The organism is Pseudomonas sp. ICBG1301 (assembly GCF_016918385.1).
Lineage (GTDB): Bacteria > Pseudomonadota > Gammaproteobacteria > Pseudomonadales > Pseudomonadaceae > Aquipseudomonas > Aquipseudomonas palleroniana.
Genome location: NZ_JAEKGB010000006.1, coordinates 228,685 through 253,718 on the forward strand (window position 1 = coordinate 228,685; position 25,034 = coordinate 253,718).

The 25,034-nt window shown below is 60.2% G+C and carries 22 protein-coding genes and 2 tRNA genes; 11 read left to right on the forward strand and 13 right to left on the reverse strand.

Translation table 11 applies throughout. The annotated features are described in order from the left end of the window. Positions 1-157: 157 nt before the first annotated feature. Together JBE38_RS16370 and JBE38_RS16375 are read right to left on the reverse strand one after the other, a co-directional pair. Positions 158-234: transfer RNA gene (locus JBE38_RS16370), tRNA-Met, on the reverse strand. A 341-nt stretch (positions 235-575) separates the two neighbouring features. Then, positions 576-652 (reverse strand) — tRNA-Met (locus JBE38_RS16375). Between the two features lie 279 nt (positions 653-931). Here JBE38_RS16375 and dinB point away from each other — a divergent pair. Continuing rightward, on the forward strand, positions 932-1,990 hold the full coding sequence (gene dinB / locus JBE38_RS16380) for a DNA polymerase IV (RefSeq protein WP_205344685.1): 1,059 nt from the start codon (positions 932-934) through the stop codon (positions 1,988-1,990). 130 nt (positions 1,991-2,120) lie between these two features. Here dinB and JBE38_RS16385 read toward each other — a convergent pair whose 3' ends face one another. The 4 genes from JBE38_RS16385 to JBE38_RS16400 form a co-directional block, all read right to left on the reverse strand. After that, positions 2,121-3,074 (reverse strand): hypothetical protein, encoded by a 954-nt coding sequence (locus JBE38_RS16385; protein WP_205344686.1) that lies wholly within the window; start codon positions 3,072-3,074, stop codon positions 2,121-2,123. A gap of 20 nt (positions 3,075-3,094) precedes the next feature. Then, positions 3,095-4,810, reverse strand: a complete 1,716-nt coding sequence (locus JBE38_RS16390; RefSeq protein WP_060754259.1) for a proline--tRNA ligase — start codon at positions 4,808-4,810, stop codon at positions 3,095-3,097. Positions 4,811-5,009: 199 nt separating this feature from the next. Further along, positions 5,010-6,542, reverse strand: coding sequence for an AmpG family muropeptide MFS transporter (locus JBE38_RS16395; protein ID WP_060754258.1), 1,533 nt, complete (start codon positions 6,540-6,542; stop codon positions 5,010-5,012). A gap of 43 nt (positions 6,543-6,585) precedes the next feature. Further along, positions 6,586-6,900, reverse strand: coding sequence for an MGMT family protein (locus JBE38_RS16400; protein WP_232965689.1), 315 nt, complete (start codon positions 6,898-6,900; stop codon positions 6,586-6,588). Between the two features lie 192 nt (positions 6,901-7,092). On the opposite strand from JBE38_RS16400, the gene JBE38_RS16405 reads away from it, so the two are divergent. From JBE38_RS16405 to groL, 5 genes are all read left to right on the forward strand, one after another. Then, a complete protein-coding gene (locus JBE38_RS16405) occupies positions 7,093-8,100 on the forward strand; it encodes a DUF481 domain-containing protein (protein WP_090368791.1) in 1,008 nt (335 codons plus the stop codon). 114 nt (positions 8,101-8,214) lie between these two features. After that, the gene (locus JBE38_RS16410) at positions 8,215-8,946 is read left to right on the forward strand and encodes a HugZ family pyridoxamine 5'-phosphate oxidase (RefSeq protein WP_205344687.1); all 732 of its coding nucleotides are present in this window, start codon (positions 8,215-8,217) and stop codon (positions 8,944-8,946) included. A 66-nt stretch (positions 8,947-9,012) separates the two neighbouring features. Then, a complete protein-coding gene (locus JBE38_RS16415) occupies positions 9,013-9,489 on the forward strand; it encodes an FxsA family protein (protein WP_053257817.1) in 477 nt (158 codons plus the stop codon). 247 nt (positions 9,490-9,736) lie between these two features. Beyond that, a complete protein-coding gene (locus JBE38_RS16420; protein ID WP_060754253.1) occupies positions 9,737-10,030 on the forward strand; it encodes a co-chaperone GroES in 294 nt (97 codons plus the stop codon). 50 nt (positions 10,031-10,080) lie between these two features. Continuing rightward, positions 10,081-11,727, forward strand: a complete 1,647-nt coding sequence (groL, locus tag JBE38_RS16425; RefSeq protein WP_060754252.1) for a chaperonin GroEL — start codon at positions 10,081-10,083, stop codon at positions 11,725-11,727. 74 nt (positions 11,728-11,801) lie between these two features. Here the strand turns inward: groL and JBE38_RS16430 are convergent, their stop codons facing one another. The 4 genes from JBE38_RS16430 to JBE38_RS16445 all read right to left on the reverse strand — a co-directional run bounded on the left by JBE38_RS16430 (position 11,802) and on the right by JBE38_RS16445 (position 17,343). Beyond that, positions 11,802-13,229, reverse strand: coding sequence for a glycosyl hydrolase family 8 (locus JBE38_RS16430; protein ID WP_090368795.1), 1,428 nt, complete (start codon positions 13,227-13,229; stop codon positions 11,802-11,804). A gap of 86 nt (positions 13,230-13,315) precedes the next feature. After that, the gene (locus JBE38_RS16435; protein WP_090368797.1) at positions 13,316-14,617 is read right to left on the reverse strand and encodes a sensor histidine kinase; all 1,302 of its coding nucleotides are present in this window, start codon (positions 14,615-14,617) and stop codon (positions 13,316-13,318) included. Further along, complete coding sequence (locus JBE38_RS16440) at positions 14,607-15,305, reverse strand: response regulator transcription factor (protein ID WP_205344688.1); 699 nt, start codon at positions 15,303-15,305, stop codon at positions 14,607-14,609. The genes JBE38_RS16435 and JBE38_RS16440 overlap by 11 nt, the downstream gene beginning before the upstream one ends. Positions 15,306-15,393: 88 nt before the next feature. Beyond that, positions 15,394-17,343, reverse strand: a complete 1,950-nt coding sequence (locus JBE38_RS16445; RefSeq protein WP_060754431.1) for an LTA synthase family protein — start codon at positions 17,341-17,343, stop codon at positions 15,394-15,396. A 205-nt stretch (positions 17,344-17,548) separates the two neighbouring features. On the opposite strand from JBE38_RS16445, the gene colR reads away from it, so the two are divergent. The 5 genes from colR (at position 17,549) to JBE38_RS16470 (ending at position 21,320) form a co-directional block, all read left to right on the forward strand. Next, positions 17,549-18,232: a two-component system response regulator ColR gene (gene colR, locus JBE38_RS16450; RefSeq protein WP_060754248.1), complete on the forward strand. Its 684-nt coding sequence runs from the start codon at positions 17,549-17,551 to the stop codon at positions 18,230-18,232. Continuing rightward, positions 18,222-19,502 (forward strand): sensor histidine kinase, encoded by a 1,281-nt coding sequence (locus JBE38_RS16455; RefSeq protein WP_060754247.1) that lies wholly within the window; start codon positions 18,222-18,224, stop codon positions 19,500-19,502. The genes colR and JBE38_RS16455 overlap by 11 nt, the downstream gene beginning before the upstream one ends. Positions 19,503-19,691: 189 nt before the next feature. After that, positions 19,692-20,372 (forward strand): class I SAM-dependent methyltransferase, encoded by a 681-nt coding sequence (locus JBE38_RS16460; RefSeq protein ID WP_060754246.1) that lies wholly within the window; start codon positions 19,692-19,694, stop codon positions 20,370-20,372. 4 nt (positions 20,373-20,376) lie between these two features. Then, positions 20,377-21,096, forward strand: coding sequence for a lipopolysaccharide kinase InaA family protein (locus JBE38_RS16465; RefSeq protein WP_060754245.1), 720 nt, complete (start codon positions 20,377-20,379; stop codon positions 21,094-21,096). Then, positions 21,093-21,320: a hypothetical protein gene (locus JBE38_RS16470; RefSeq protein ID WP_205344689.1), complete on the forward strand. Its 228-nt coding sequence runs from the start codon at positions 21,093-21,095 to the stop codon at positions 21,318-21,320. The genes JBE38_RS16465 and JBE38_RS16470 overlap by 4 nt, the downstream gene beginning before the upstream one ends. A 66-nt stretch (positions 21,321-21,386) precedes the next feature. Here JBE38_RS16470 and JBE38_RS16475 read toward each other — a convergent pair whose 3' ends face one another. Genes JBE38_RS16475 through JBE38_RS16485 form a run of 3 tightly spaced genes read right to left on the reverse strand, consistent with a single transcriptional unit; the run spans position 21,387 to position 25,010 of the window. Next, positions 21,387-22,484, reverse strand: coding sequence for a DUF1513 domain-containing protein (locus JBE38_RS16475; protein ID WP_205344761.1), 1,098 nt, complete (start codon positions 22,482-22,484; stop codon positions 21,387-21,389). Between the two features lie 2 nt (positions 22,485-22,486). Then, positions 22,487-23,551 (reverse strand): imelysin family protein, encoded by a 1,065-nt coding sequence (locus JBE38_RS16480; protein WP_060754242.1) that lies wholly within the window; start codon positions 23,549-23,551, stop codon positions 22,487-22,489. A 31-nt stretch (positions 23,552-23,582) separates the two neighbouring features. Next, positions 23,583-25,010 carry a di-heme oxidoreductase family protein gene (locus JBE38_RS16485; RefSeq protein ID WP_205344690.1) on the reverse strand — a complete coding sequence of 476 codons (1,428 nt, stop codon included), beginning with the start codon at positions 25,008-25,010 and terminating at the stop codon, positions 23,583-23,585. Positions 25,011-25,034 lie beyond the last annotated feature (24 nt).

Consider the following 25,034-nt stretch of genomic DNA (forward strand, 5'->3'; position numbering starts at 1 on the left):
CGTAGAGGGTCTTGCTTGAGTACTGAGCATAGCTTGCAATGACATGGACTCTGCAAACCGTGTACGGTTTCATGAAAGATGCCATGCCATTGTTTCAGAAGAACTTTTTCACAGGATACAAAAAAGGCCACTCTTTCGAGTGGCCTTTCTTGATATTTGGTTGCGGGAGCCGGATTTGAACCGACGACCTTCGGGTTATGAGCCCGACGAGCTACCAGGCTGCTCCATCCCGCGTCTGTGGGCGGCATTCTACAGTCCAGCGACGAGGTGTCAACCGTTAATGGGCTAATGAGTCAAATAAGTGTGAATCAGCCGCTCGGGCTGGCCTAAGTCCGCGATTGAAAACGCTTTGTAGTGAGCGGGCTTGCCCCGCGCTGGGTGGCGCAGCCGCCCTAGATCCAGCCACCTCGGTCTTTCTGAAATCGCGCGGCGTCCTTGTTGGGGCGGCTGCGCCACCCAGCGCGGGGCAAGCCCGCTCACTACTACAGAGTTATGCCGCAGCACGTAGTGGCTTAACAAGGAAAAATCAGCACGCACAAAAAAGGCCACTCTTTCGAGTAGCCTTTTTTGATGTTTGGTTGCGGGAGCCGGATTTGAACCGACGACCTTCGGGTTATGAGCCCGACGAGCTACCAGACTGCTCCATCCCGCGTCTGTGGGTCGGCATTCTACAGAGGAATGTCACCGTGTCAACCCGTGATTCTAAAAAAAGCGCTTGTGGTTCAATCGGTTAGCTCTGAAAAGTCAGCTCTGGATGGGCGCGGGGCCAGTCTGGCCGAGGCTTTCAGCTCTATTGGGGCGCTGGATTCGATTGAGAAAATAAATTCCTTTGGGCGATTTCCTACCGCTCAAACGGAAGTTTCAAACTACTGGTGCTATATACAGTAACGAATGCGATACTGACCACCCGTTGGGCCACACCCCCGTTTATATGACGCAGCGCAAAATCATCCACATCGACTGTGATTGCTTCTACGCCGCCATTGAGATGCGTGACGACCCGAGCCTGGCGCAAAAGCCCCTGGCCGTGGGTGGCTCCGCCGATCGCCGGGGCGTGATCGCTACCTGTAACTATGAAGCTCGGGCGTACGGGGTGCGTTCCGCGATGTCGTCACGCCACGCCCTGAAATTGTGCCCCGACCTGACCATCGTCAAGCCGCGTATGGATGCCTATAAGGAAGCGTCGAAGGAAATCCAGGCGATCTTTCGTGACTACACCGACCTGATCGAACCGCTGTCGCTGGACGAAGCCTACCTGGACGTCTCCGATAGCCAGCATTTTGGCGGCAGCGCCACACGTATAGCCCAGGACATTCGTCGCCGCGTCTCCAACCAATTGCACATCACGGTGTCGGCCGGCGTAGCGCCGAACAAGTTTCTGGCGAAGATCGCCAGCGATTGGAAGAAGCCCAACGGTCTGTTTGTGATCACCCCAGACCAGGTCGAAGACTTTGTTTCCCAGTTGCGGGTGAACAAGTTGCATGGTGTGGGCAAGGTGACGGCCGACAAATTGGCGCGCCTGGGCATTGAGGACTGCCTGCAACTACGTGAGTGGAACAAGCTGGCGCTGGTGCGCGAATTCGGCAGTTTTGGTGAGCGGCTTTGGAGCCTTGCGCGTGGGATCGATGACCGCGTGGTACACAACGACAGCCGTCGGCAATCCATCAGTGTGGAAAATACATACGATGTGGACCTGCCGGATCTCTCAAGTTGTCTGGCAAAACTCCCTGAGCTGATGGAAACCCTGGCCGGGCGCATGGCGCGCATCGACAGCAGCTACCGTGCGGGCAAGCCGTTCGTTAAGGTGAAATTTCATGACTTTACCCAGACGACCTTGGAGCAGGCGGGGGCAGGGCGGGATTTGGAGAGTTATCAACAGTTGATGACCCAGGCGTTCAATCGCGGCGGCAAACCGGTGCGATTGCTGGGGATTGGCGTGCGCTTGCTCGACCTCAGTGGTGGCAACGAGCAATTAGAGTTCTCCTGGTAAACACCGGGAGCAACATGTGGAAGGGGGCTTGCTCCCGATTGCGGTCTATCAGTTAGCTTATGCATAGCTGACACACTGCTATCGGGAGCAAGCCCCCTCCCACATTTGGATCTACATTGGCCCAGGAATATCAGCGAGTCCCAGGATCTGCGACAAGTCGCCCCGCATCCTTGGTCAGTGCCTGCAGGAATTCCTGCTGCAATTCAGGATCATTGCGGGTCAGCTCGATCAGGCTTTGCTCCAGCTCACTGGCTTCTTCTTCCAGGCCCAGTTCTGACAGACGCTTGACGCGATGCACCCACTGGTTGACTTCGTCGTCTTCAAGGTCGTCGTAAATCAGGCCATGGGCTTCGAGCAACTTGCTGCGCAGAGTGCTGCTGATCGCCAAGGTGGAGTCTGAGTGCACGTCGTCCTGGCCATCTTCGACGCTGATTTTCAGGGTGCTGATCCGGTTCAGGTCTTGCTCGGCAAACGGACTGTCCAACAGGTTCAGGCGCAAGACGCCGTTGCGGTCGGTGGTCAGTTCGTGGGTTTGCTTGCCGGCGGTGACTTGTACCGGGCGTTCGCTCCAAGGCAGGCTCGAATACTCCAGGCGCTTGTCGCGCTGGACTTCATCGATACCCGCCAGGTTCTGTTGCGCACGGCCATGGGATTGCACGTTCATGAACGGGTTGATGCCGTCCACGCCGTAGCTCAGCCAGTCACGGGTCATGCTGGTGGGCAGGTTGCCGAGGGCGAAGATGTTCGCCACGTTGGCTCCCGCGCCCGCCACCAGGGCTACCGCGCCCAAAGGCATCTCGTAGACCTTGCGCCAGGGTTGATAGGGGGTATAGCGATCGTAACGGCGGGTCACTTCGAATTCGGTGACCTCAAAGGTCTTTTGCTCGTGAATCCGAACCCGGCGTTGCGGCAGTTCCAGCACTTTGGGCTTGCCTACATCGATCTGCAGGCTGTGGTCGAGCAACTTGCGCTCGATCCGCTCCTCGTGCTCACTGCGCTGTGACATATGGTTGGCACAGCCGCTGACCAGCAGGGCGCCGCACAAGGCGGCGCCCCCCAGGGCTCTGGTGTTTCGCTTGAACATGACTTCTCTTGATCTGGTTTTCAGCGACGAATACGCGCCTGAAGGAAAGACAGCACGTCAGCCACCGGCAACGGTTGGGCTTCGGCTTCGGTCCGGCTCTTGTATTCCAGATTGCCATCAGCCAGGCCGCGGTCACTGACCACGATCCGGTGCGGGATGCCAATCAGCTCCATGTCGGCGAACTTGATGCCCGGGCTGGTCTTCTTGTCCCGGTCATCCAGCAGCACTTCAAAACCGGCCGCCGTCAGTTCGGCGTACAGCTTGTCGGTGGCTTCGCGTACTTGCTCGGTTTCATAACGCAGCGGCACCAGGGCGATCTGGAACGGCGCAAGGGCGTCACTCCAGATGATGCCTTTGTCGTCGTTGTTCTGCTCGATGGCCGCGGCCACCACGCGCGACACGCCAATGCCGTAGCAGCCCATTTCCAGGGTGATCGGCTTGCCGTTCTCGCCCAGCACTTCGCACTTCATCGCCTTGCTGTACTTGTTGCCCAGCTGGAAGATGTGCCCGACTTCGATGCCGCGCTTGATTTCCAGGGTGCCCTTGCCGTCCGGGCTTGGGTCGCCGGCAACAACGTTGCGCAGGTCAGCCACGGTCGGAACCGGCAGGTCACGTTCCCAGTTCACGCCAAAGTAGTGCTTGTCGTCGATGTTCGCGCCAATACCGAAGTCGCTCATCAGCTCGACCGAGCGGTCGATGATGATCGGCAGCGGCAGGTTCAGCGGGCCGAGCGAGCCGGCGCCGGCGCCAATCGCGTCGCGCAGTTCGGCATCGGTGGCCATGACCAGTGGGCTGGCGACGCCAGGTTGCTGGGCCGCCTTGATTTCGTTGAGTTCGTGGTCGCCACGGATCACCAGCGCAATCAGCTTGCCTTCTTCTTCGGCGCGCACGATCAGGGTCTTGATGGTCTTTTCAATCGGCAGATTGAATTTCTCCACCAGGGCCGCGATGGTCTTGGTGTCCGGGGTGTCCACCAGGCGCAGTTCTTCAGTCGGTGCCGGGCGCGAGGTTTCGCGTGGCACGGCTTCGGCTTTCTCGATGTTTGCCGCGTAGTCCGAACCGTTGCTGAATACGATATCGTCTTCGCCGGACTCGGCCAGCACATGGAACTCATGGGAGCCGGCACCGCCGATGGAGCCGTTGTCGGCTTCAACCGGGCGGAACTTCAGGCCCAGGCGCGTGAACACGTTGCAATAGGCCGTGTGCATGCGGTCGTAGGTGACCTGCAGGGACGCCTGGTCGGCGTGGAACGAATAGGCGTCCTTCATGATGAATTCGCGGCCGCGCATCAAACCGAAGCGTGGGCGGATTTCGTCACGGAATTTGGTCTGGATCTGATACAGGTTCAGCGGCAGCTGCTTGTAGCTGCTCAGCTCGTTGCGCATCAGGTCGGTGATCACTTCTTCGTGGGTCGGGCCGGCGCAGAAGTCGCGACCATGGCGATCCTTGAAGCGCAGCAACTCAGGGCCATACTCTTCCCAGCGCCCGGATTCCTGCCACAGCTCAGCCGGTTGGGTGCTCGGCATCAACACTTCCAGAGATCCGGCGGCGTTCATTTCTTCACGAACGATGGCTTCGACCTTGCGCATCACCTTCAAGCCCATGGGCAGCCAGGTGTACAGGCCGGAGGCCAGTTTGCGGATCATGCCGGCGCGCAGCATCAACTGATGGCTGATCACAACCGCGTCGGAAGGCGTTTCTTTCTGTGTGGCGAGCAAATATTGACTGGTACGCATGGTAGGCCGTTGTCGGTTGCTTGGACTTGAAATGACTTGGGATTGTACGGGCGTGAGCCGCCGCCGTACAGGTATCAGAATAAAGGGCTGTCTGTAGTGAGGGAGCTTGCTCCCGTTCGACTGCGCAGCAGTCGCCCGCTTTTTTTTGAGGGCGCTGCGCACCCCACCGGGGGCAAGCGCCCTCGCCACGGAGTGCTTGTCAGTCTTCTACTGGAGGACTCAACCGCGCCCGTCGACTTTCCTGAAACCAGTGCAACGCAATCAGGAACAACGTCGGTACACCCAACAGGCAGGTGATGATAAAGAAGTTGTGATAACCGAACTTCTCCACCATCACGCCGGAGTACCCGCCAATCAGGCGCGGCAGCAACAGCATGATCGAACTGAGCAGCGCATATTGGGTGGCGGAGAACTTGAGGTTGGTCAGGCTCGACAGATAGGCGACAAACGCCGAAGTGGCCAGGCCCGAGCTGAAGTTATCCAGGGAAATGGTGAAGATCAGCATCTGCAGGTCCGGGCCCATATCGGCCAGCATCACGAACAGCAGGTTGGTCGCAGCCGAGGCCGCGCCGCCGATAAACAGGATCGGCAAGATACCGAAACGCACAATCAGCAGGCCGCCCATGCCGGCGCCGAGCAGGGTCATGATCAGGCCGAAGATCTTGCTGACCCCGGCAATCTGGTCCTTGGTAAAGCCCTGGTCGATATAGAACACGTTGGCCATCACGCCCATCACGGTGTCGGACATGCGATAGGTCGCGATCAGCCCGAGCAGCAGCAACGCCTGCCAACGGTAGCGCAGGATAAAGTCGTTGACCGGTGTCAGCACCGGCGCCAGGCCGCGGCGGCCCATGGTCGACAGGCACAGGGTGGTGAGCAGGATATAGAGGATGGCACGCAGGAAGGCGCGATCTTCCATCAACAGCTCCCACAGGGTGACGCCGTGGAACAGCACGCTGGCGAAATCGGTGTTGTACAGCTGGGTGAACATCGCCGGGACCGACACCAGCAGCACGATCAAGACGAATACCGAGACCAGTTGGTGCGAGAAGCTGTAGCGGCCGGCCTGCAGTTGGGTACGCAGCGGCACATCGGGTTCGCGCATGAACAAGGTGGTCAGGAGTGCCGGGATCATCAGCACGCCGAACATGACATAGGTGCCGGTCCAGGCCGAATGCTTATAGTTGAAGCCGGTAGAGCCGAAACCTTCGGCAAAGAACAGCGCGCCGGCTGTGGCCAGCAACGCCGCAATGCGATAACCGGACATGTAGCTGGCGGCCAGTGCGGCCTGGCGGCTGTCGTCGGCGATTTCCAGGCGATAGGCATCTACGGCGATGTCCTGGGTGGCCGAGGCGAAGGCCACGATCACCGCAATGGCGATCAACCAGGACAGGTGTTTTTGCGGGTCGCAGAACCCCATGCCAATCAATCCGAGGATCACCAGCGACTGGGCAAGCACCAGCCACGAACGGCGGCGCCCCAGTTTTCCGAGGAGCGGCAGGCGCCATTGGTCGAGCAGCGGTGACCAGACCCATTTAAAGGCGTAGGCCAAGCCGATCAGGCTCGCATAACCGATGGTCTCGCGGGCCACACCGGCCTCGCGCAGCCATACGGAAAGCGTCGAGAACACCAACATGTAAGGCAAGCCGGCGGCGAAGCCGAGCAACAACAGCACCAACGTCGAAGGGCTGGCATAGGCGGCGAGCGCGGCGCGCCAGGTTTTACGGGGCATGGGCTGGAATCTGCCTCAGATTTGCGGAAACAAAGCGCGCACTCTAACCGCTGTGCTCTACCGGGCGCCAGCCATGACGCTGAATATCAACGCGATTGTTCAGGATGCTGACACCTTCGCTGCGTAAACGCGCACGTTGTTCGTCACCTGAAGCACTGCCCACCGGCAGACTTATCCGACCACCGGCGCCCAGCACGCGATGCCAGGGCAATCGAGTGTCTTCGGGCAGTTGGCTGAGGGTACGTCCCACCCAGCGTGCTGCCCGACCCAGGCCGGCCAGGCGCGCCAATTCGCCGTAACTCACGACACAACCTTGCGGGACTTGCGCCAGCGTCAGGTAGAGCGCGGTACGGCGCATCTCGGCGGGGTTTTGCGGCGTATCGGCAGGTGGATTCACTGTGGATATATCCGTTGAGATCTTCGCGTATTTGTAAGAAACGTCTGTAAACATGGCGATGAGAATTGAACTCAATATAAATCCTTGAGTCAGTCGTAGCTATCTAACACGATAGCGCCCTTTTTTCGCCAACCTCGAGCCCCGAATCTGCTTATGTTGTCCAGAACCCTGCTGTGCCTTGCTGTTTTAAGCGCCTCCACCCCTTTGCTCGCCGACACCGTGTGGTTGAAGAACGGCGACCGGCTGACCGGCAAGATCAAAGTCTTTGACGGCGGCAAACTGCTGATCCAGACAGACTACGCCGGCTCGATCCCGGTGGACTGGAAGCAGGTGAAAACCCTGGAGAGCGATCAGGAATTGCTGGTCAAGCAGGATGCCTATACCGGTGAGAAAGCCAAGTCGCTGAAGGCCGCAGACGATGGAAAGGTAGTCCTGGCCAACGGTGAAGCGCCCAAGACCGTGGACCTGGCGAGCATCCAGCAGATCATCAAACCCAAGCCGGTGATCGAGGACCTGGTGTGGAAGGGCAATGTCGACCTGGCGCTGGACTACAAGCGTGCCGACAAAGACACCAACGATTACGACATCGACTTCAAGACCACCGCCCGTCACGGCCAGTGGCGCCATACCGGGAAGGGTGAGTACAACCGCGAGTTCCAGGACGACGTCACCACCACCGACAACTGGGCCCTGGAATATGACCTGGACCGTTTCATCACCGAACACTGGTTCTGGCAGGGCCGCCTGACCTACAAGCGCGACAAGGTGGAAGACCTGGCGCGGCAACGCACCGTGGGTACCGGCCCCGGCTACCAGTTCTGGGATGATGAGCTGGGCGCATTCTCCCTCGGTTCCCTGGTCAACCGCACCGATTACGAATACGCCGACGGCGGCAAGGACAACTTCTACTCCCTGGCCATGAAGTGGAACTACAACCGCTACCTGGTGGGCAAGACCGTTGAGTTCTTCACCAGCGGTGAATTGGGCAAGCCGCTGGCCGGGCCGTCCGAATACTCCGTGGATGCGCAAATGGGCCTGCGCTACAAAGTCACCGAGTGGGCTTCGCTCAATCTCAAGGCCGAGCGCGACATTATCAGTGGCGATTCGGAAAGCAGTTTGAGCAAGACGCGCTACACTGCGGGCTTTGGCGTGGCCTGGTAACCCACACGGCAAAGCGGCCAGGGCGGCGCTGGCAACCTGCGCGGATATTGATTACCTTGTGTTGAGATCCATTCCCATGTGCCATGGGCGACCGAATACCCAAGGAGTCATACGTTGAGCGCGCACGTTGCCAAGAACGCCCGAGAGCTGTTGCTCAAGGAATACCGTGGGGCTCTCTCCACACTGTCCAAAGCCATGCCCGGCTTCCCTTTCGGTTCGGTCGTGCCTTATTGCCTGGACGAGCAGGGCCGCCCGCTGATCCTGATCAGCCGCATCGCCCAGCACACCCATAGCCTGCACAAGGACCCGAAATGCTCGCTGCTGGTGGGTGAGCGCGAGGCCGATGATGTGCAGGCCGTCGGGCGCCTGACCTACCTGGCCGAAGCCGAGCAACTGGACGATCAGGCGGCGATCGACGCGGCGGCCGAACGTTATTACCGCTACTTCCCCGAATCGGCCAACTACCACAAGGCCCATGATTTTGATTTCTGGGTACTCAAGCCGGTACGCCACCGTTATATCGGTGGTTTTGGCGCGATTCACTGGGTCGACCAGTTGACCCTGACCAACCCCTTCGCGGGCAAGGCTGAGCGCAGCATGATCGAGCACATGAACAGCGATCACACCAAGGCGATTGCCCATTACGTCGACCTGGCCGGTTTGCCGACGTCCGAGCCTGCGCAACTGGTCGGTATCGACAGTGAAGGCATGCACTTGCGCATCGGCCAAGCGTTGCATTGGCTGCCGTTTGCCGAGTCTTGTAATACTCCGACACAAGTGCGCGAGGCCTTGGTTTCATTGGCTCACGCCGAGGTCTGGCCGAAAAAAGCAGCGGCCGGCGCTTGAATTCACGAAATGGCGACGTCATCTAAGGTGGACTAGCAAGGCATTCTTGCGTTGAGGAACCATTTGATGCGCCCTTTTTTATTGCTCTTTCTGCTGTTCCCGGTGCTGGAGCTGTTCGTATTCGTTCAAGTCAGCAGCGCAATCGGGTTTTTCCCGGCGTTGTTGCTGATTATTGCCGGCTCGATGCTCGGCGTCCTGGTGCTGCGCGTCGCGGGCCTGGCTACGGCCCTGCGTGCCCGTGAAAGCCTGAATCGCGGCGAGTTGCCGGCCCAGACCATGCTCGAAGGCTTGATGATGGCCCTGGCCGGTGGCCTGTTGATCCTGCCGGGCTTTATCAGCGACGTGGTCGGTCTGGTCATGCTGCTGCCGTTCACCCGCAAGCTGCTGGCCGGCAAGATGCGCCAGCGTGCCGAAGAGGCTGCGATTCGCCAGCGTGCCTTCGCCGATGACCTGCAACCCCGTGGCGGTCCGGCTCCGCGCCAGCCCCTGGGGCGTGAAGGTGACGTGATCGAAGGCGAGTTCGAACACCGCGACTCCAAATAAGCGCTTTATCGGCACGGCACCTTCGGGTGCCGTGTTGCTTTTACCCGACCGTAGACATAAAAAATTTCATTCATGGCCCCTTGTAATAAGCCCAGGCGCCCTTATGTAACGGTCACCGCAAGGTTTCTGGTGGCGACACCAGACAGACTTCAGCGGTTTGCTTTGCGAACCGCGACCGGCTCCGCCGGAATTTAACCCGCCGGAATTGATACCGGCCGATGAAAAACACAATTAGGAGAGATCGACAATGAAGCTTCGTCCTCTGCACGACCGCGTCGTAATCCGTCGCAGCGAAGAAGAAAAGAAAACCGCTGGCGGTATCGTTCTGCCAGGTTCGGCTGCTGAAAAAGCCAACCACGGTGTGATCGTCGCTGCGGGCCCAGGCAAGACTCTGGAAAACGGTGAAGTACGTGCGCTGGCCGTTAAAGTCGGTGACAAGGTTGTTTTCGGCCCTTACTCCGGTAGCAACACTGTGAAAGTTGACGGCGAAGACCTCCTGGTAATGGCTGAGAACGAGATTCTCGCCGTACTGGAAGCCTGATTTCCCCGCTCATTTTTCCGTTACTCCAAAGAATTTAAGGAATATCGATCATGGCTGCTAAAGAAGTTAAATTCGGCGATTCCGCCCGCAAGAAAATGCTCACCGGTGTCAACGTCCTGGCTGACGCGGTAAAAGCGACCCTGGGCCCGAAAGGCCGTAACGTGATCATCGAGAAGAGCTTCGGCGCTCCGACCATCACCAAGGACGGCGTTTCCGTCGCCAAAGAAATCGAACTGGAAGACCGTTTCGAAAACATGGGCGCGCAGCTGGTCAAAGACGTTGCCTCCCGTGCCAACGATGACGCAGGCGACGGCACCACCACCGCCACCGTTCTGGCTCAGTCGATCGTCAACGAAGGCCTGAAAGCCGTCGCTGCCGGCATGAACCCGATGGACCTGAAGCGCGGTATCGACAAGGCGACCATCGCCATCGTCAAAGAGCTGAAGAACCTGTCCAAGCCTTGCGCTGACTCCAAGGCTATCGCTCAGGTAGGTACCATCTCCGCCAACTCCGACAGCTCCATCGGCGACATCATTGCCGAAGCCATGGAAAAAGTCGGTAAAGAAGGCGTGATCACCGTTGAAGAAGGCACCGGCCTGGAAAACGAACTGTCGGTTGTAGAAGGCATGCAGTTCGACCGTGGCTACCTGTCCCCGTACTTCGTCAACAAGCCGGACACCATGGTTGCCGAGCTGGACAGCCCGCTGATCTTGCTGGTCGACAAGAAGATCTCCAACATCCGCGAAATGCTGCCAGTGCTGGAAGCCGTTGCCAAAGCCGGCCGCCCACTGCTGATCATTTCCGAAGACGTTGAAGGCGAAGCCCTGGCGACGCTGGTTGTGAACAACATGCGTGGCATCGTCAAAGTCGCAGCCGTCAAGGCACCGGGCTTCGGCGACCGTCGCAAGGCCATGCTGCAGGACATCGCCGTCCTGACCGGCGGTACCGTTATCTCCGAAGAGATCGGCCTGAGCCTGGAAAGCGCCACCCTGGAAAACCTGGGTAGCGCCAAGCGCGTGACCATCTCCAAGGAAAACACCATCATCGTTGACGGTGCTGGCGTTGACGGCGACATCGAGTCCCGTATTGCTCAGATCCGTGCCCAGGTTGCTGAAACTTCCTCGGACTACGACCGTGAAAAACTGCAAGAGCGTCTGGCCAAGCTGTCCGGCGGCGTTGCAGTAATCAAGGTTGGCGCTGGTTCCGAAGTTGAAATGAAAGAGAAGAAAGCCCGCGTTGAAGACGCCCTGCACGCAACTCGCGCAGCCGTCGAAGAAGGCGTGGTACCTGGCGGTGGCGTTGCGCTGATCCGCGCGCTGGAAGCCCTGACTGGCCTGACCGGCGACAACGCTGACCAGAATGTCGGTATCGCTGTTCTGCGTCGCGCTGTTGAAGCTCCGATGCGTCAGATCGCTGCCAACTCCGGCGACGAGCCGAGCGTTGTGGTCAACGAAGTCAAGAACGGCAAAGGTAACTACGGTTACAACGCTGCTACTGGCGAATACGGCGACATGATCGAAATGGGCATCCTGGACCCAACCAAGGTAACCCGTTCCGCGCTGCAAGCGGCATCCTCCATCGGCGGTCTGATCCTGACTACCGAAGCGGCTATCGCTGATGCACCGAAGAAAGAAGGCGCAGCTGGCGGCGGTATGCCAGACATGGGCGGCATGGGTGGCATGGGCGGCATGATGTAAGCCAGCCTTACCCGGCACCTGAAAAACCCCGCCTGCAGTGATGCAGGCGGGGTTTTTTTATGCAGCGCCGGCGCTCAGCCTATTGAGCGGCGCCTCAGCAGTTTCTTGAACGTGAACCCCCGTGCCAAGGTCAGTCGGGTACTCGACATGAGGGCCATGGGTTGCGATAGAGCTTGGTCGAGCGGCTGATGAACAGGCAGGTGCGCGGTTCTTTCAGGGGGCGCAGGCCTGGGCCGTTCCCAGTGGCCGGACATGACCACCATCCCCAGCAACTTGAGGGTATTGGCGTAGTAGTCATGGGCCTTGAGTGGACGGTGTTGCAGGTTGTCCCAGATGTTATTGAGCCATGGCTGGTTGCCGGGGCTGATCATGGCGCTGACCCCCAAGGCGGAAATAAACACCGGGTCATCCTGGTCTTCGTCGAATACGCTGCCATCGACCCGGTAGCCGTTGTTGAAAGCGGCGGGCTGATCGCCGGTGATTGTGCGCGCCCAGTGGTTGAACGGAGTCAGGGCCTCCAGTGCGCGTGCGTCGCCGTACATCAGGTAATCCAGGCCGACCCGCCACGGGTAGCGGGCCGCATTCCACGCGTAATCGCCGTCGTGCTTGCCTTCCAGCAGGTCGGCGCGGGCGGGTGTGATTGAGGTGTCGAGGTGGCTGATGAAGTCCGGCAGCAGGGCGCTGCCTGCGCTGTAGCGCTCGGTGAAGGTGTGGATGATCGAGTAGGTTTTGTCACGAACAGCCAGCCAACGCCTGTCACCGGTCATCGCAAAAAAACTGTTGAGGTGCGACTGCATGAAGTCCGAGCTGCGGGTGGCGTATTCAAGCTCGGAATCGCCATCGGTGCCGGCCCAGTCGCCGAGCAGCAGATGATGGGTTCGCGGGTGTACCTCATGGTGCATGATCGCCGCCAGCACTTGGTTGGCTTGGCTGCGGTAGTCAATCGCACCTTGGCTGCCCCACGCCTGGTCAGCCAGCAGCAGGGCGTAGGCGATATCCAGGTCACCGTCGGTGGCGCTGGCGTTGCCGCGGAACCGGCCAGTGGAGTTGCCGCAGCCTTCGACCTGGTTCCAGGCCATCAACCCGGGATCGGATTTGGCCGGGTGGTCTTTGAAATAGCGCACCATGCCGTCAAAGATCTGCTGCGCGTCCGGGTCCTGCTCGGCCATCATCACGCTGAGCAGCATGCCATAGCCGTGGGCTTCGGATACGGTAATGGTGTGCGGGGCGGTGCCGCCGCCCACCGGCTTGCCGTCGGCATTGACCTTGATGAAATAGCGCCCGTTGCCGCATTCGGCGGACAGGTAAAGCGCCTTCCATTCTGTGTAGAACCGGGTCAGTTGCTGGTCCATGACCGCCTGGGGCAGGTGGTTCGGCTTGATCGAGCCGGCGTGGTAAGGCGCCGCTTGGGCAAAAGCCCAGGCATCGCTGACGAACAATGAGCTGGCGGCAATGCACAATGACCCCATCAGCCGGTAAAGGTGCTTTTTCGGGGGACGCATGGGCGGGCTCTCCAACCTGGAATTCAGGTGGCGAGGTTACGGGCGATACGAACTGTTCGCTGTCACAGGCTGTAACACGCGCTGCGCTACTGAGGTGGGCGCAGCGGCAGGACCAGACTCAAGCGTGCGCCCCCCCGTGGGCTGCGGGCCACCGATAGTTCACCGCGGTGCCACTGCGTCGCCCGTTTGGCCAGCGCCAGGCCAAGGCCGAAGCCGCCTGGAGCGTCACCGCCCATGGCCAGCCGTACGAAAGGCTCGAAGATTTTTTCACGGTTTTCCGCGACGACGCCAGGGCCGTCATCGTCGACGTGCAGTATCAGATGGTGTTGGCCATGGTAGGCCGCGCTGACACACACCTGGTCGCGGGCATAGGTGATGGCGTTGCTCAGCAGGTTGCGCACGATCAGGTGCAACAGCGCACGGTCGCCGATCAGCTCCAGCTCCGGTGGGTCGGTCTCCAGGCTCAGGTGGCGCTGATGTCCGTCCAGCAAGGCAAATTCCTGATGCAGCCACTCGCGAATGCGGATGGGCTCGTAATGCAGGTCTGACGCAGAACCGGCCATTCGTGCGAAAGCCAGGCTGGCCCGCACCAAGGCTTCCAGTTCTTCGACGTCGGTGAGCAAGCGCTCCTGAAGTCGGGTGCGTGTCGGCGGGTCGTCACTTTTGCCCAGCAGGGTCAGGGCAAAGCGCATGCGTGCCAGGGGCGTGCGCAGTTCATGCGACACCGCTTGGGAGACTTCGCGGTGGCGTTCGCCCATGGCGCTGATGGCCTGGGCATGTTGTTGCAGCGTCTGCAGCAACGGCGCCCATTCCTTGCCCATCGCGGGCAACATCACATTCGGCGTGTGCGCCAGTGTACCGAGGCAGGCATTGAGCTTGCCCAGTTCGCTGGTGCGCCGGCTGTGTGCGCGTAAGCCGAGCCAGAGCAGCAGTAACACCGGCAGGCCGGCGACGCCTGCTGTTATCCAGTAAATCGGAAATTTCAGCAGGTCATCGACCTCAGCCGTGCCCCACATGGGGCCGAACTGGATCACGGTGTCGTCGTCCAGCGGGAAGTAGGTGATGTCTTCGTCGCTATTGAGCGCCGGCTGTTGATGTTCCAACATCACCAAGGCTTCCGGCGGCAGCTCGACGTCATCCAGCGCGACCAGTGCCACCGGGTACTGGAAATGTGCGCGCAAGGTGTCCATGTGCGATTCGCGTTGGTCGGCCGGCAAGGCCTTGAGCTGCTCGGCCACTAGGTAGCCCGGCCCGGCCATCAAGCGTAGAAAGCTGTCTTCACCGACAAACACCGAAGCGTTGGCGCACAGCCACAACAGATAACACGTCAAGGCCGCCCAAGCGGTGCCCGCCACGACGGCCATCCAGGGGCGCACTTTAGACAGCATCTTGGCCGTCCGGTGGGATTTCGACAAAGAGATAGCCTTGGGCCGTGATCGTCTGGATGGTCACCGGGCAAGCCAGGTTCATCAGCTTTTTACGCAGGCGCGACACGCGCATATCGATGGAGCGGTTGACCCCGTCGTACTCCAGGCCCCGCAGGCTCTGGAGGAGTTTTTCGCGGGTCAGCAACACGCCGCAATGGCGGGCGAAAATCGCCAGCAATTCGAACTCGGCCACCGAAAACTGCAAAGGGGTTTCTTTGAGCCAAGCGAAATGGCTGTTCAAGTCCAATCGGAAACTACCCCATTGGTAAGTGGCGCGGGGCGTTTGCGGACGGCGGCGCAGCAGTGAGCGGATACGCGCCAGCAACAGCAGCGGGTCGACGGGCTTGACCACATAGTCGTCCGCGCCCACATCGAAGCCGGTCAATTGTTCGGCGTTTTCATCCAATGCCGTCATCATCAGGATCAGCCCGGGGTAGTGATCACGAATCTGTCGACACAGAGTGAAGCCGTCGATACCCGGCAACATCACGTCCAGGATCAACAGCGCCGGCTGTTCATCGAGAATGCGCTGGGCTGCATGATCGCCACGGTGCTCCACCGCAACGGTAAAACCTTCGGCGCGCAGGAACTCGGCCGTCAACGCGGCCAGTGGGCGGTCGTCTTCAATCAGCAGGAGGGTGTCGGACATGAAAAAGGGCCGTCGCCGAAGCAAGGCCGCAAGTGTTACGCCCTTGCCTGGGAGGAGGCAAGGGCGGGACGCGCACTTCGTGGGTTTATCAGTCGGCGGTGAGCGCCGGTGCCGCGTTCTTGGGGGCTTTCCAGCCGAGCAGTTGTTGTGTGTAACCGTAGCTGGCAGCTTGATAGTAGGTGATCGCCCGCTGGATCAACGGATCATCGCTGCCCACGCGTAACTCCTGGCTTTCACCCAGTGCCTGATCATGGCGACGCAACCCTTGGCGCGGGCTGAGGATCGCCAGGTCCTTGCCGTCGAACAACCCCAGGTGCTGGTAGTTGCCGACCACCACACGCGGTGGCAATGGACTGTCTTGCAACAGGTTGCGACCAAAGAAGGTGGACTCGTAGCTCAGGTTGAGCAGGCCCAGCAAGGTGGGCGCCAAGTCGATCTGGCTGGCCAGTTGCGCGGTTTCCCGTGCCTCGATCAATTTCGGGGCGTAGATGAACAGGGGGATCTGGTAGTTGGTGATCGGCAAGTCTTCCTTGCCCGCGCTGCCGGCCGTGTGGTCGGCGACGAACACGAAGATCGTGTTATCGAACCAGGGCTTCTGGCGTGCGGCCTCAAGGAACTGGCCGATGGCGTAGTCGGTGTATTTGACCGCACCGTCTCGGCCCTTGCCGGACTTGATATCAATACGCCCGTCCGGGTAGGTGTAGGGGCGATGGTTGGAGGTGGTCATCAATTGCAGTAGAAACGGCTGCTGCTTGGCGTAGTCGGCATCGGCCAGTTTCAGGGTCTGCCGGTAGAGGTCTTCGTCGGCCATGCCCCAGGCATTTTTAAACGAGATATCCGATTCGGCCACGCTGCTCTGGTCCACGACCCGATAACCGTTGCCGCTGAAGAACGCGTTCATGTTGTCGAAGTAACCACGCCCGCCATAGACAAACACACTGTCGTAGCCGATGGCGCTGAGTTGTTGACCCAGGCTGGCAAAGCCGCTTTCCCGCCCTATGCGCTTGACGATCGAGCGCCCTGGCGTTGGCGGAATGGCCAGGGTGATGGCTTCCAGGCCACGGTCGGTACGCGTACCGGTGGCATAGAAGTTATTGAAGTACAGGCTTTGCTTGCGCAGCGCATCGAGGTTGGGCGTAAGGTTGCGCCCATCACCGTTGCTGCCCATGTATTTGGCGCTGAAGCTTTCGATGGTCACCAGCACGATATTGGGCTTGCGCAAGGTGCCGGGGTTCTCGATGGCACGGCGGATATCCAGCGGGTCTTTGCCGATAAAGCGCGCGTTGGGCTCGCTGAGTTCGGTGCGTAGCTGCTGGGCGACCACCTCGGTTGGCAGGCTCTTGTAGAACTGCGTGTAGTCCAGCTCGTTATTGCGAAATGCCGCGAAAAACTGATACGGGCCATTGCTCGCCAGTTCGTTCTTGTAGGCGTTGCCGCCCTGGGTACGCGGGCTGTCCTGGCTGATCAGTTGCAGGCTGAGGCCGGCGGCGATCAACAGGCTCAAGGCGCTCAGCAAGCGGCCGCGCATCGGCGGCAGCGGTGCATTCAAGGCGGCGTTGAAGGGTTTGCGCAGTGCCACGCTCAGCACCACCGCCAGCATCGCCAACAGGCTGAGCAACTTGCCGATCGGATAAGACTCCAGCAGGTTGTTCAGCACCTCGTCGGAATACACCAGGTAATCCACGGCGATAAAGTTGAAGCGCACGCCGAACTCGTCCCAGAACAGCCATTCGGCCACCGAGGTAAACAACATGGCGAACAGGCTGACCGTCAACACCGCTTGCAGGAACCAGCGATGGCCGCGACGGCGCCACAGCCCCGGTGGGCAAAGCAGCAAATACAGGCCCAGCGGCAAGGCTGCATAGGTCAGGAAGCCCAAGTCGTACAGCAAGCCCACGCCAAACACCGGCAGTACGTTGCCTCCGACTTCACTCAGGTGAGTCAGTAGCAGGACGCTGCGGGTGAGCAGGAAAATAACCAACCATGCGCCGGTGACGAGCAGCAGGTAGCGCATAGGCGCGGTTTTGAGAAACCCCATGTCCAGCATAATCCTTCTATTAATGGGCGATGATCTTCGGCCAGGCCTTATTGGCGGCCTGTGAATCTATAGTGAAAAACTCATTAGATCATAAAGTTGGTTGAGAAGATTAATCGATAAGTCCGACAGGTCTATCCCTGAGCCACGCCAGGCCTTAAGCTGCGCGAGCCAGCACGGCTGGCACGACAGTACGGAGACACTGCTCATGCGAATTCTATTGGTTGAAGACAACCGCGATATTCTGGCCAACCTGGCGGACTACCTGGGGCTCAAGGGCTATACCGTTGACTGCGCGCAGGACGGTTTGTCGGGCCTGCACCTGGCGGCCACCGAGCATTACGACCTGATCGTGCTCGATATCATGCTGCCAGGCATTGATGGCTACACCTTGTGCAAACGCCTGCGCGAAGACGCGCGCCGTGACACACCGGTGATCATGCTCACTGCCCGCGATCAGTTGGATGACCGGTTGCAGGGCTTCAAGTCGGGTGCCGATGATTACCTGCTCAAGCCGTTCGCCTTGTCCGAATTGGCTGCGCGCATTGAAGCTGTGCTGCGCCGCGCCCAGGGCGGTGGTCGTCGCGCCTTGCAGGTGGGCGACTTGTACTACGATCTCGATACCCTGGAAGTCACCCGCGAAGGGCGCCTGCTCAAGCTCAACCCGGTGGGCCTGAAGTTGCTGGCGGTGCTGATGCAGAAGAGTCCGCATGTGTTGCGCCGCGAAGTGCTCGAAGAAGCCCTGTGGGGCGATGACTGCCCGGACAGCGACAGCCTGCGCAGCCACGTTCACCAGTTGCGCCAGGTGATCGATAAACCTTTCGCCAAGCCATTGCTGCAGACGGTGCACGGCGTCGGTTATCGCCTGGCCGAGGGGCGTGATGGAGTTTAAGCAAAGCCTTGCCCAGCGGATCATCATCGCCTTTGCCTTGATGAGCGCGCTGGTGGCGGGGGCTTTCGCCATGGGCATTGTTGCGACGGTGCACCTGGTGGAAGAGAAACTGATCTCGGCGGGCCTGGGTGGCGACCTGCAACGGTTGCTATTGATGGACAGCGTCGAAGACTGGAGCCACCGGCCGGAGCCGGACCAGTTGTTCTATTTCAGCGGTGGGCGCGGCGATTTCGAACTGCCCAAGGATTTGCGACACCTGGACCCAGGCTTTCATGAGGTGTTTCGCGAAGCGCTGTCGTACCACGCCATGGTCGAAGTGGTTGACGGTCGGCGCTATGTCCTGCTGCAAGACCAGAGCGACTTTGAAGAGCGTGAGCGCGTGTTGTTTGCGGTGGTGCTGGTGGGGTTCGTGCTCAGCCTGGCGCTGGCGGTGTTCCTGGGTTGGGTGTTGGCCCGCAAGGTGATGGCACCGGTGGTACGCCTGGCCCGCCAGGTACGCCATCGTGACCAGTTGCTGGGCCTGGCGCCGCCGTTGGCCCCGGATTATGCGGCTGATGAAGTGGGTGAACTGGCGGTGGCTTTCGATGCCACGCTCGGCCGCTTGCGTCAGGCGTTGTCCCGTGAGCAGTTGTTTACCAGCGACGTGAGCCATGAATTGCGCACACCCTTGATGGTGTTGGCGACTTCCTGCGAACTGTTGCTGGAGAACCCGGCGATTGATCAGCGCGGCCGTGCCCAGGTCGAGCGCATCGCCCGCGCCAGTGAGGAAATGCGCGAGCTGGTGCAAACCTTCCTGATGCTCGCCCGTGCCAAACATGATGATGCTGCCATGTCGCCGCAGGTCAATCTCAAACAGGTGGCCGATGACTTGCTCGGTATCTGGCGCGAGCCCATCGAGCAAAAAGGGCTTGAGTTGATCTACATTCCTGGCAACCCCTTGGCGACCCGCTACAACACCACGTTCTTGCATGCGGTGATGGGTAACTTGCTGCGCAACGCGCTGCATTACACCGAGCAAGGGTTTATCCGCCTCACCCTGGAGCCGAGCGGTTTTATCGTCGAAGACTCCGGCGTCGGTATACCGGAAGAAAAACGTGAAGCGATGTTCGAGCCTTTTGTGCGTGGCAGCGAGAAGCGCGGTGAGGGCCTGGGATTGGGTTTGTCGCTGGTGCAACGCATCTGCGAGAGCCAAGGCTGGAGCGTCAGCCTGAGCACCATGGAGCCCAACGGCTGCCGCTTTCATGTCGAGTTGAGCCAGGTCAAACCCTGACTCGCCAGCCTGCCGCTATGCTGCGGCAGTTAGCGTGCTTTTCGGCGAAGATGGCCCCAGGCCACCGTTTGTGTCTGTAAAGTCTTGAAATGTATGGGGTTGGACAGGACAAGTTTTTCACAACCAGTTGACCTGTCGCTCACAGTTTGCTGCTTAAGGTTGTAGGCATCAGCAACTGGAGATGTTTAGATGCCTTCCCCGATCAAGCTCGAATTTTCCGAAAAGTACGACGACCAACACGCGCAAAATTATTTGCTCAAGCATCAGGACAATCTGGCTCGCCGGTTGTCCCACAAACGCGACGAGCAATTGGCGCGCGGTGCGCTGGCCATGGCCGGTGAGCCTGGGCTGGTCCTGGACCTGCCCTGCGGCGCCGGGCGCTTCTGGCCATTACTGGCCGAAAAACCCAACCGTGTGATTATCGGCGCTGATAATTCGGCATCGATGTTGAAGGTCGCCACAGTCGCCCAACCGGCGGACGTGGTGAAACGGGTACGCACTTTGCAGACATCGGCCTTTGATATCGATTTGCCGGACAACTCGGTCGACAGCATTTTCTGCATGCGCTTGATGCACCACATTGGTGATCCGGAGCATAGGCTGGCGATATTGCAGGAGTTTCAGCGTGTGACGCGCGACAGCGTGATCCTCTCGCTGTGGGTCGATGGCAACTTCAAGGCCTGGAGACGCAAGCGCGCCGAGTCCCGGCGTCGCGAAAGAGGTGAGCAGGAAGGTTACCAAAATCGGTTTGTGTTACCGGCGGCTACTGTCGAGGCAGAATTTGAGCAGGCCGGTTTCCGTGTTCAGGAATCCCTGGACTTCATGCCGCTCTATGCCATGTGGCGAGTCTATGTATTGCGTAAGAGGTGACAGGATGGCAGTTGAGTGCGTAGCAGGTAGTCATGTAGCTCCCGAGGAGCGGTTTGATTATTTCTGGCGCCTGAAAGGGGAATGGGTCGAGGAACCCAATCGTCGGCGTGGCGGTGAAAGTGGTGTGCAGCGGGTCATCAGCCCCAATGGGCGCTTGCTCTACAGCAAACGCCAGACCGGGCACATCTACCGCAGTTGGCTTCACCCGTTCGGACGCCCGACCGTGCTACGTGAGCGTGACGCCCTCAAGGGCTTGCGTTTACTCGATGTACGCGTACCGGAGCTGGTGTTTTGCGAGGCACGTCGCGACCCGGAACACCGATGGAAAGCACTGCTGGTCACGGCGTCCCTGGACGGTTTCGACGAGATTGAAAACTGGTATGCCGCCGGCGGCCGCGAACAGTACGGCGAGCTTGTTCATGAGCGCCTGCTCAAGGAACTGGCCGGCACCCTGGCGCGCATGCACAAGGGCCGTTGGCAGCACGGTTGCCTGTATATCAAGCACATCTTCGTGCGGGTAACGGGCGAAGGTGATTCGGCCAATGTGGAAGTTGCGCTGCTGGACTTCGAGAAGTGTCGCCAGCGTTTGACCGCCTATCGGGCCGCTTCCCACGACATGCTGCAACTGCGTCGCCATTCGTCGTGGAGCGATGCCGACTGGAAAAAACTCAGCTACTTTTACGAGACGGCGTTTGGCAGCGCTATCAAGGGTTTAACCAGATGAAGCTAGAAATAGCACGAGGTTTGTTTCTGGTCGGCGCGTTGGGTGTTGCAGCCCTAGCCCTGGCTGCGTGGGAGCAACCTCATACACAAGTGCTCAGTGCGGTGGACGGTAACGGGCAATGCCTGTTACCGCGTGTCGCCAAGGCGAACGTAAAGGCAAGGCCCGATCATGATCTGCTGTTGTTCATGTTCGGGATGTCTCAAGGGATGAGGCCACAGAGTTGAGATGAACCTTAAAAAATTCACCCCCCCGAAACAGGGCCTTGCGATGCGAGGCCCTTTTTTTTGCCTTCAAATCAGATGCAGGTGGTTATCCCAAAGCCCCGCCGGTAACTCCAAGGGGGTGGCGACCAATGGGTTCTGACGGCAATCGTAGAACCGGCAGCGTCCCTGGCCGGAGGTGACGACAAAGCCATCCGCCACTGCCCCCACGCCGGCACAGTCGGGCAAAGGGCCGTCCAGGCGCAGCTCACCGCTGTCGATATCCCAGATAAAAAACCGATTGCCCCGTGGCGCAGTCAGCGCCACCAGGCGCAATTGGCTGTGCACCGCGACGCTGGCGGTGTAGTGCCCCATGGCCTGCAATTGCTCATCGGCCACCGGGAACGCCACGAACGGTTGCCCCGGCCGCTTGATCGCCAGCAGTTCCGAGCGTTCGTGGGAAGGCCCCATGAATTGTTGCCCGGTGAGGACAGTGCCATCGTTGGCGATGCCCATATGGCGCACGCTGTTCATCTGCTGGCCGAGGGTTTCCTTGCTGATCAGCGTGCCATCGCGGCGCATCAGCACCAGGCTCGGCTCCATGGCGTTGAGGTTCATCTCCACCCGGCTTTCGGCTTCGGTGCGAATACCGCCGTTGGCCACCACCAGGGTTTCGCCGTCGGGCATCCACGACACCTGGTGCGGGCCGATGCCGTGGGTGGAGAGCTCACCGTTGTGCACCAGGCGCTCACCTTCGAACCGGTAAACACCGAGCAGGCCACGACCGGGATCGGAGGTGTCGTTCTCGGTGGCATACAGCCATTCGCCGCTCTGGTGAATCACCGCGTGGCCATAGAAGTGGCGGTTGGCGTTCGAGGTGATGGTTTGCAGCAACGCGCCATCACGCAGGTCGATCAGATAACTCTCGGTGCCCGGGCGGCGGGCCACAAACAGCGCAATCGGCAGCGCCGGGTGGTTGATGATGTCGTGGCAGCGTTGGCCGACCTGGGTGGCAAACACCTGCTTGCCATCCAGGCGGAAACCGACCGCGTAGTGCTTGCCCTCGGCATCATCGCGTGCCGAGAGCAGCAGTGGGCTTTTGCCCTTTTGCTTGAATAGCGTCCAGCCACCCAACGTGAGCGCGCTGAGCAGCACGCTGCCAATCGCCAAAGCCTGTCGCCTGAGCATCATCAGTCACCGTCGTTGGCGTTGAAGCCCAGCTGGATGCCCAACGCCTTGGCCAGCTCACCTTCGTGCAGGCGATGGACCACGTTGAGGCTGTCGTAGAGGTCATTGAGCTGCTGGCGCCCGGCGTCATCGTTCAACAACTCGCTGAGGGTGCGCTGGTTGCTGGCGAACAGTTTCAGGGCGGCGGCATAGGCGGCGTCGATCTTGTCGGCCAGCGGCTTTTGCTCCGACGGCAGCAGGTTGCGCAGGCCCTTGTTGTCGACCCCCACCCAGACGGTTTGCGCGGCGGCCAGGCTGGTTTCCAGGCTTTGCAGGGACGACTGGCTGCGCCATGCGTCAGCCTGGAACGGTTGCGGGATACCTTTGGCCTGGCGGCCCATCGGCGTACCGAGTTTCTTTTTCAGGGTGTCCAGCGCGGTCACCTGGGCACGCAGCAGGTCGGCGATGGCTTCGTGGGAATCGGCGTAGCGCTGGTTGGGAAACTTGGTCATCTGCGCGAGCATGCCGTCGGTGCTGTTCCAGCTGGCGAGAATCTCTTCGGCGAGGCTTTTCTGGCGCTCGCCGATCGCCACCAGCAGTGGGCAGTAGCGCGCCTTTTGCGCTGGATCGGCGACGTCGGTCTTGGCGTCGTAGAGGATGTATTCGTAGGCCGACAGGCCCTGTACCACGACGCTGGACTTGGCCAGGGCAGCGGCGTCGATCTGCGGCTGGGCGCTGACCAGTTGTTCGACCTGGCGGCCCACCAGGTTTTTCTTGTCCGGCCAGAACTGCACCTGCCACGAACGGTTGCCCTCGGCCAGCGGGCCGACCAGCAGCGGTTGCAACTCGGCCCAGGCTTTTTGTGCGTGGAGGAAGTCGGCGCGGGCGGTGTCCAGGCTTTCCTTGCCCTGGCAATAGGCGAGGGCGCTGACGGCCAGTTGGCGGTCGGCTTCAACCCAGCGGCTGTAGGTCGGCAGGATGACTTGCTTGGCGATGGCCGCCGAGGTCACTGCTTGCGGGTCCTGGGGCGAGCAGGCGCCGAGAGCGAGTGCGGCCAGGCTGGTGAACAACAACTTGGGACGGAACATGTAGAGCTCCCTTCTGTAATTGGGGCGAAGCTTATAGAGAATTCAGGAACGCCAGCAACGCGGCGCGCTGCTCGGCGTTGAAAGACAACACCTGTTGTTGCGCCGCCTGTGCTTCACCGCCATGCCACAGCACGGCTTCGAGCAGGTTGCGGGCGCGGCCGTCATGTAAAAACTGGGTGTGGCCACTCACGGTTTGCGTCAGGCCAATGCCCCACAACGGGGGTGTGCGCCAGTCGCGGCCCCCGGCCTTGAATTCGCTACGCTGGTCAGCCAGACCTTCGCCCATGTCGTGCAGCAGCAGGTCGCTGTAGGGACGGATCGTCTGGTTGGCCAGTTCGGGTTCGGACGCAGAGGCGGACGTGGTGAACGTCGGTTTATGGCACCCCTGGCAACCGGCCTGGTGAAACAGGTTTTTGCCGGCCAGCACCTGTGGCGTATTGATGTCACGGCGTGCGGGGACCGCAAGGTTGCGCGTGTAAAACAGCACCAGGCGCAGGATGTTATCGCTGACTTCCGGCTCGCCATCGGGGCCATTGCCGTTGGGGGCCTGTTTGCAGGCAATCTGGGCATCCGTGCAATCATCAAAGGGTCTCAGGGACGTGGTGAGGCCCATGTCACCAGAGAACGCGTGAACATTTTGTTGATTAAGGTTGGGTTGCCCGGCTTTCCAGCCGAAACGCCCGAGGACGGTCTTGCGCTGGGCATCGTCCCACACCCAGTTGGCGCGGCCGACGAGGGCTTCCTGGTCGGCGGTTTTCGCGTCGGTGTTGCGCAGGATGTCGGCGTCGCTGATGGCTTCGAGCAGGCCCAGGCCGATCATCGGCGGTGCGATTCGCGCTGAAAAAAGTGTATCTGGATGCATCGGCCCGTAGCCGAGCTGGGTGATTTGCAAGTTGGGCTTACGCAACTCAACCACCGTGCCGTCCTTGAAGCTGACGTTGACCGGCGTGTAGTCCACCCGCACCTTGCCTTCGGGGACCACGCCCGGCACGGCCATGTCTTGCAATTGCCCGCCGTAGACAGGCTCGGGCACCACGCCGAGTTGCTCGATAAGCTTGGCATCGATCGGCGCAGGCGGAATCGACAGGCGCACCAGCATCGATACTGCATTCGGCGCGTCGGGCAGCGGCGGGTGCCCACGGCCGTCCTTGATATGGCAGTTCTGGCAGGCGTTGGTGTTGAACAAAGGCCCCAGGCCATCACGCGCGGTGGTGGTGGACGGTGCGATCACCCATGGGCTGCGGAAAAAACTGTTGCCGACGCTGAAGTCCAGACGACGGCTCGGCGCCAGGTTGGCTGAGGGCAGGGAAAACGCATTCTGGTCGCGCTTGTTCACCGTCGTCGCGCCGCCGGCCCGCGATTCCCCCGGCTCTGCCTGGGTAAACCTGGGTGGGGCATCGCAGGCGGTCAGGCTCAAGGCCATCAACGCTGCCGACAGGCGAAAAAACGAACGGAACATCGAGTTTCCTGGAACAAGGCGGAA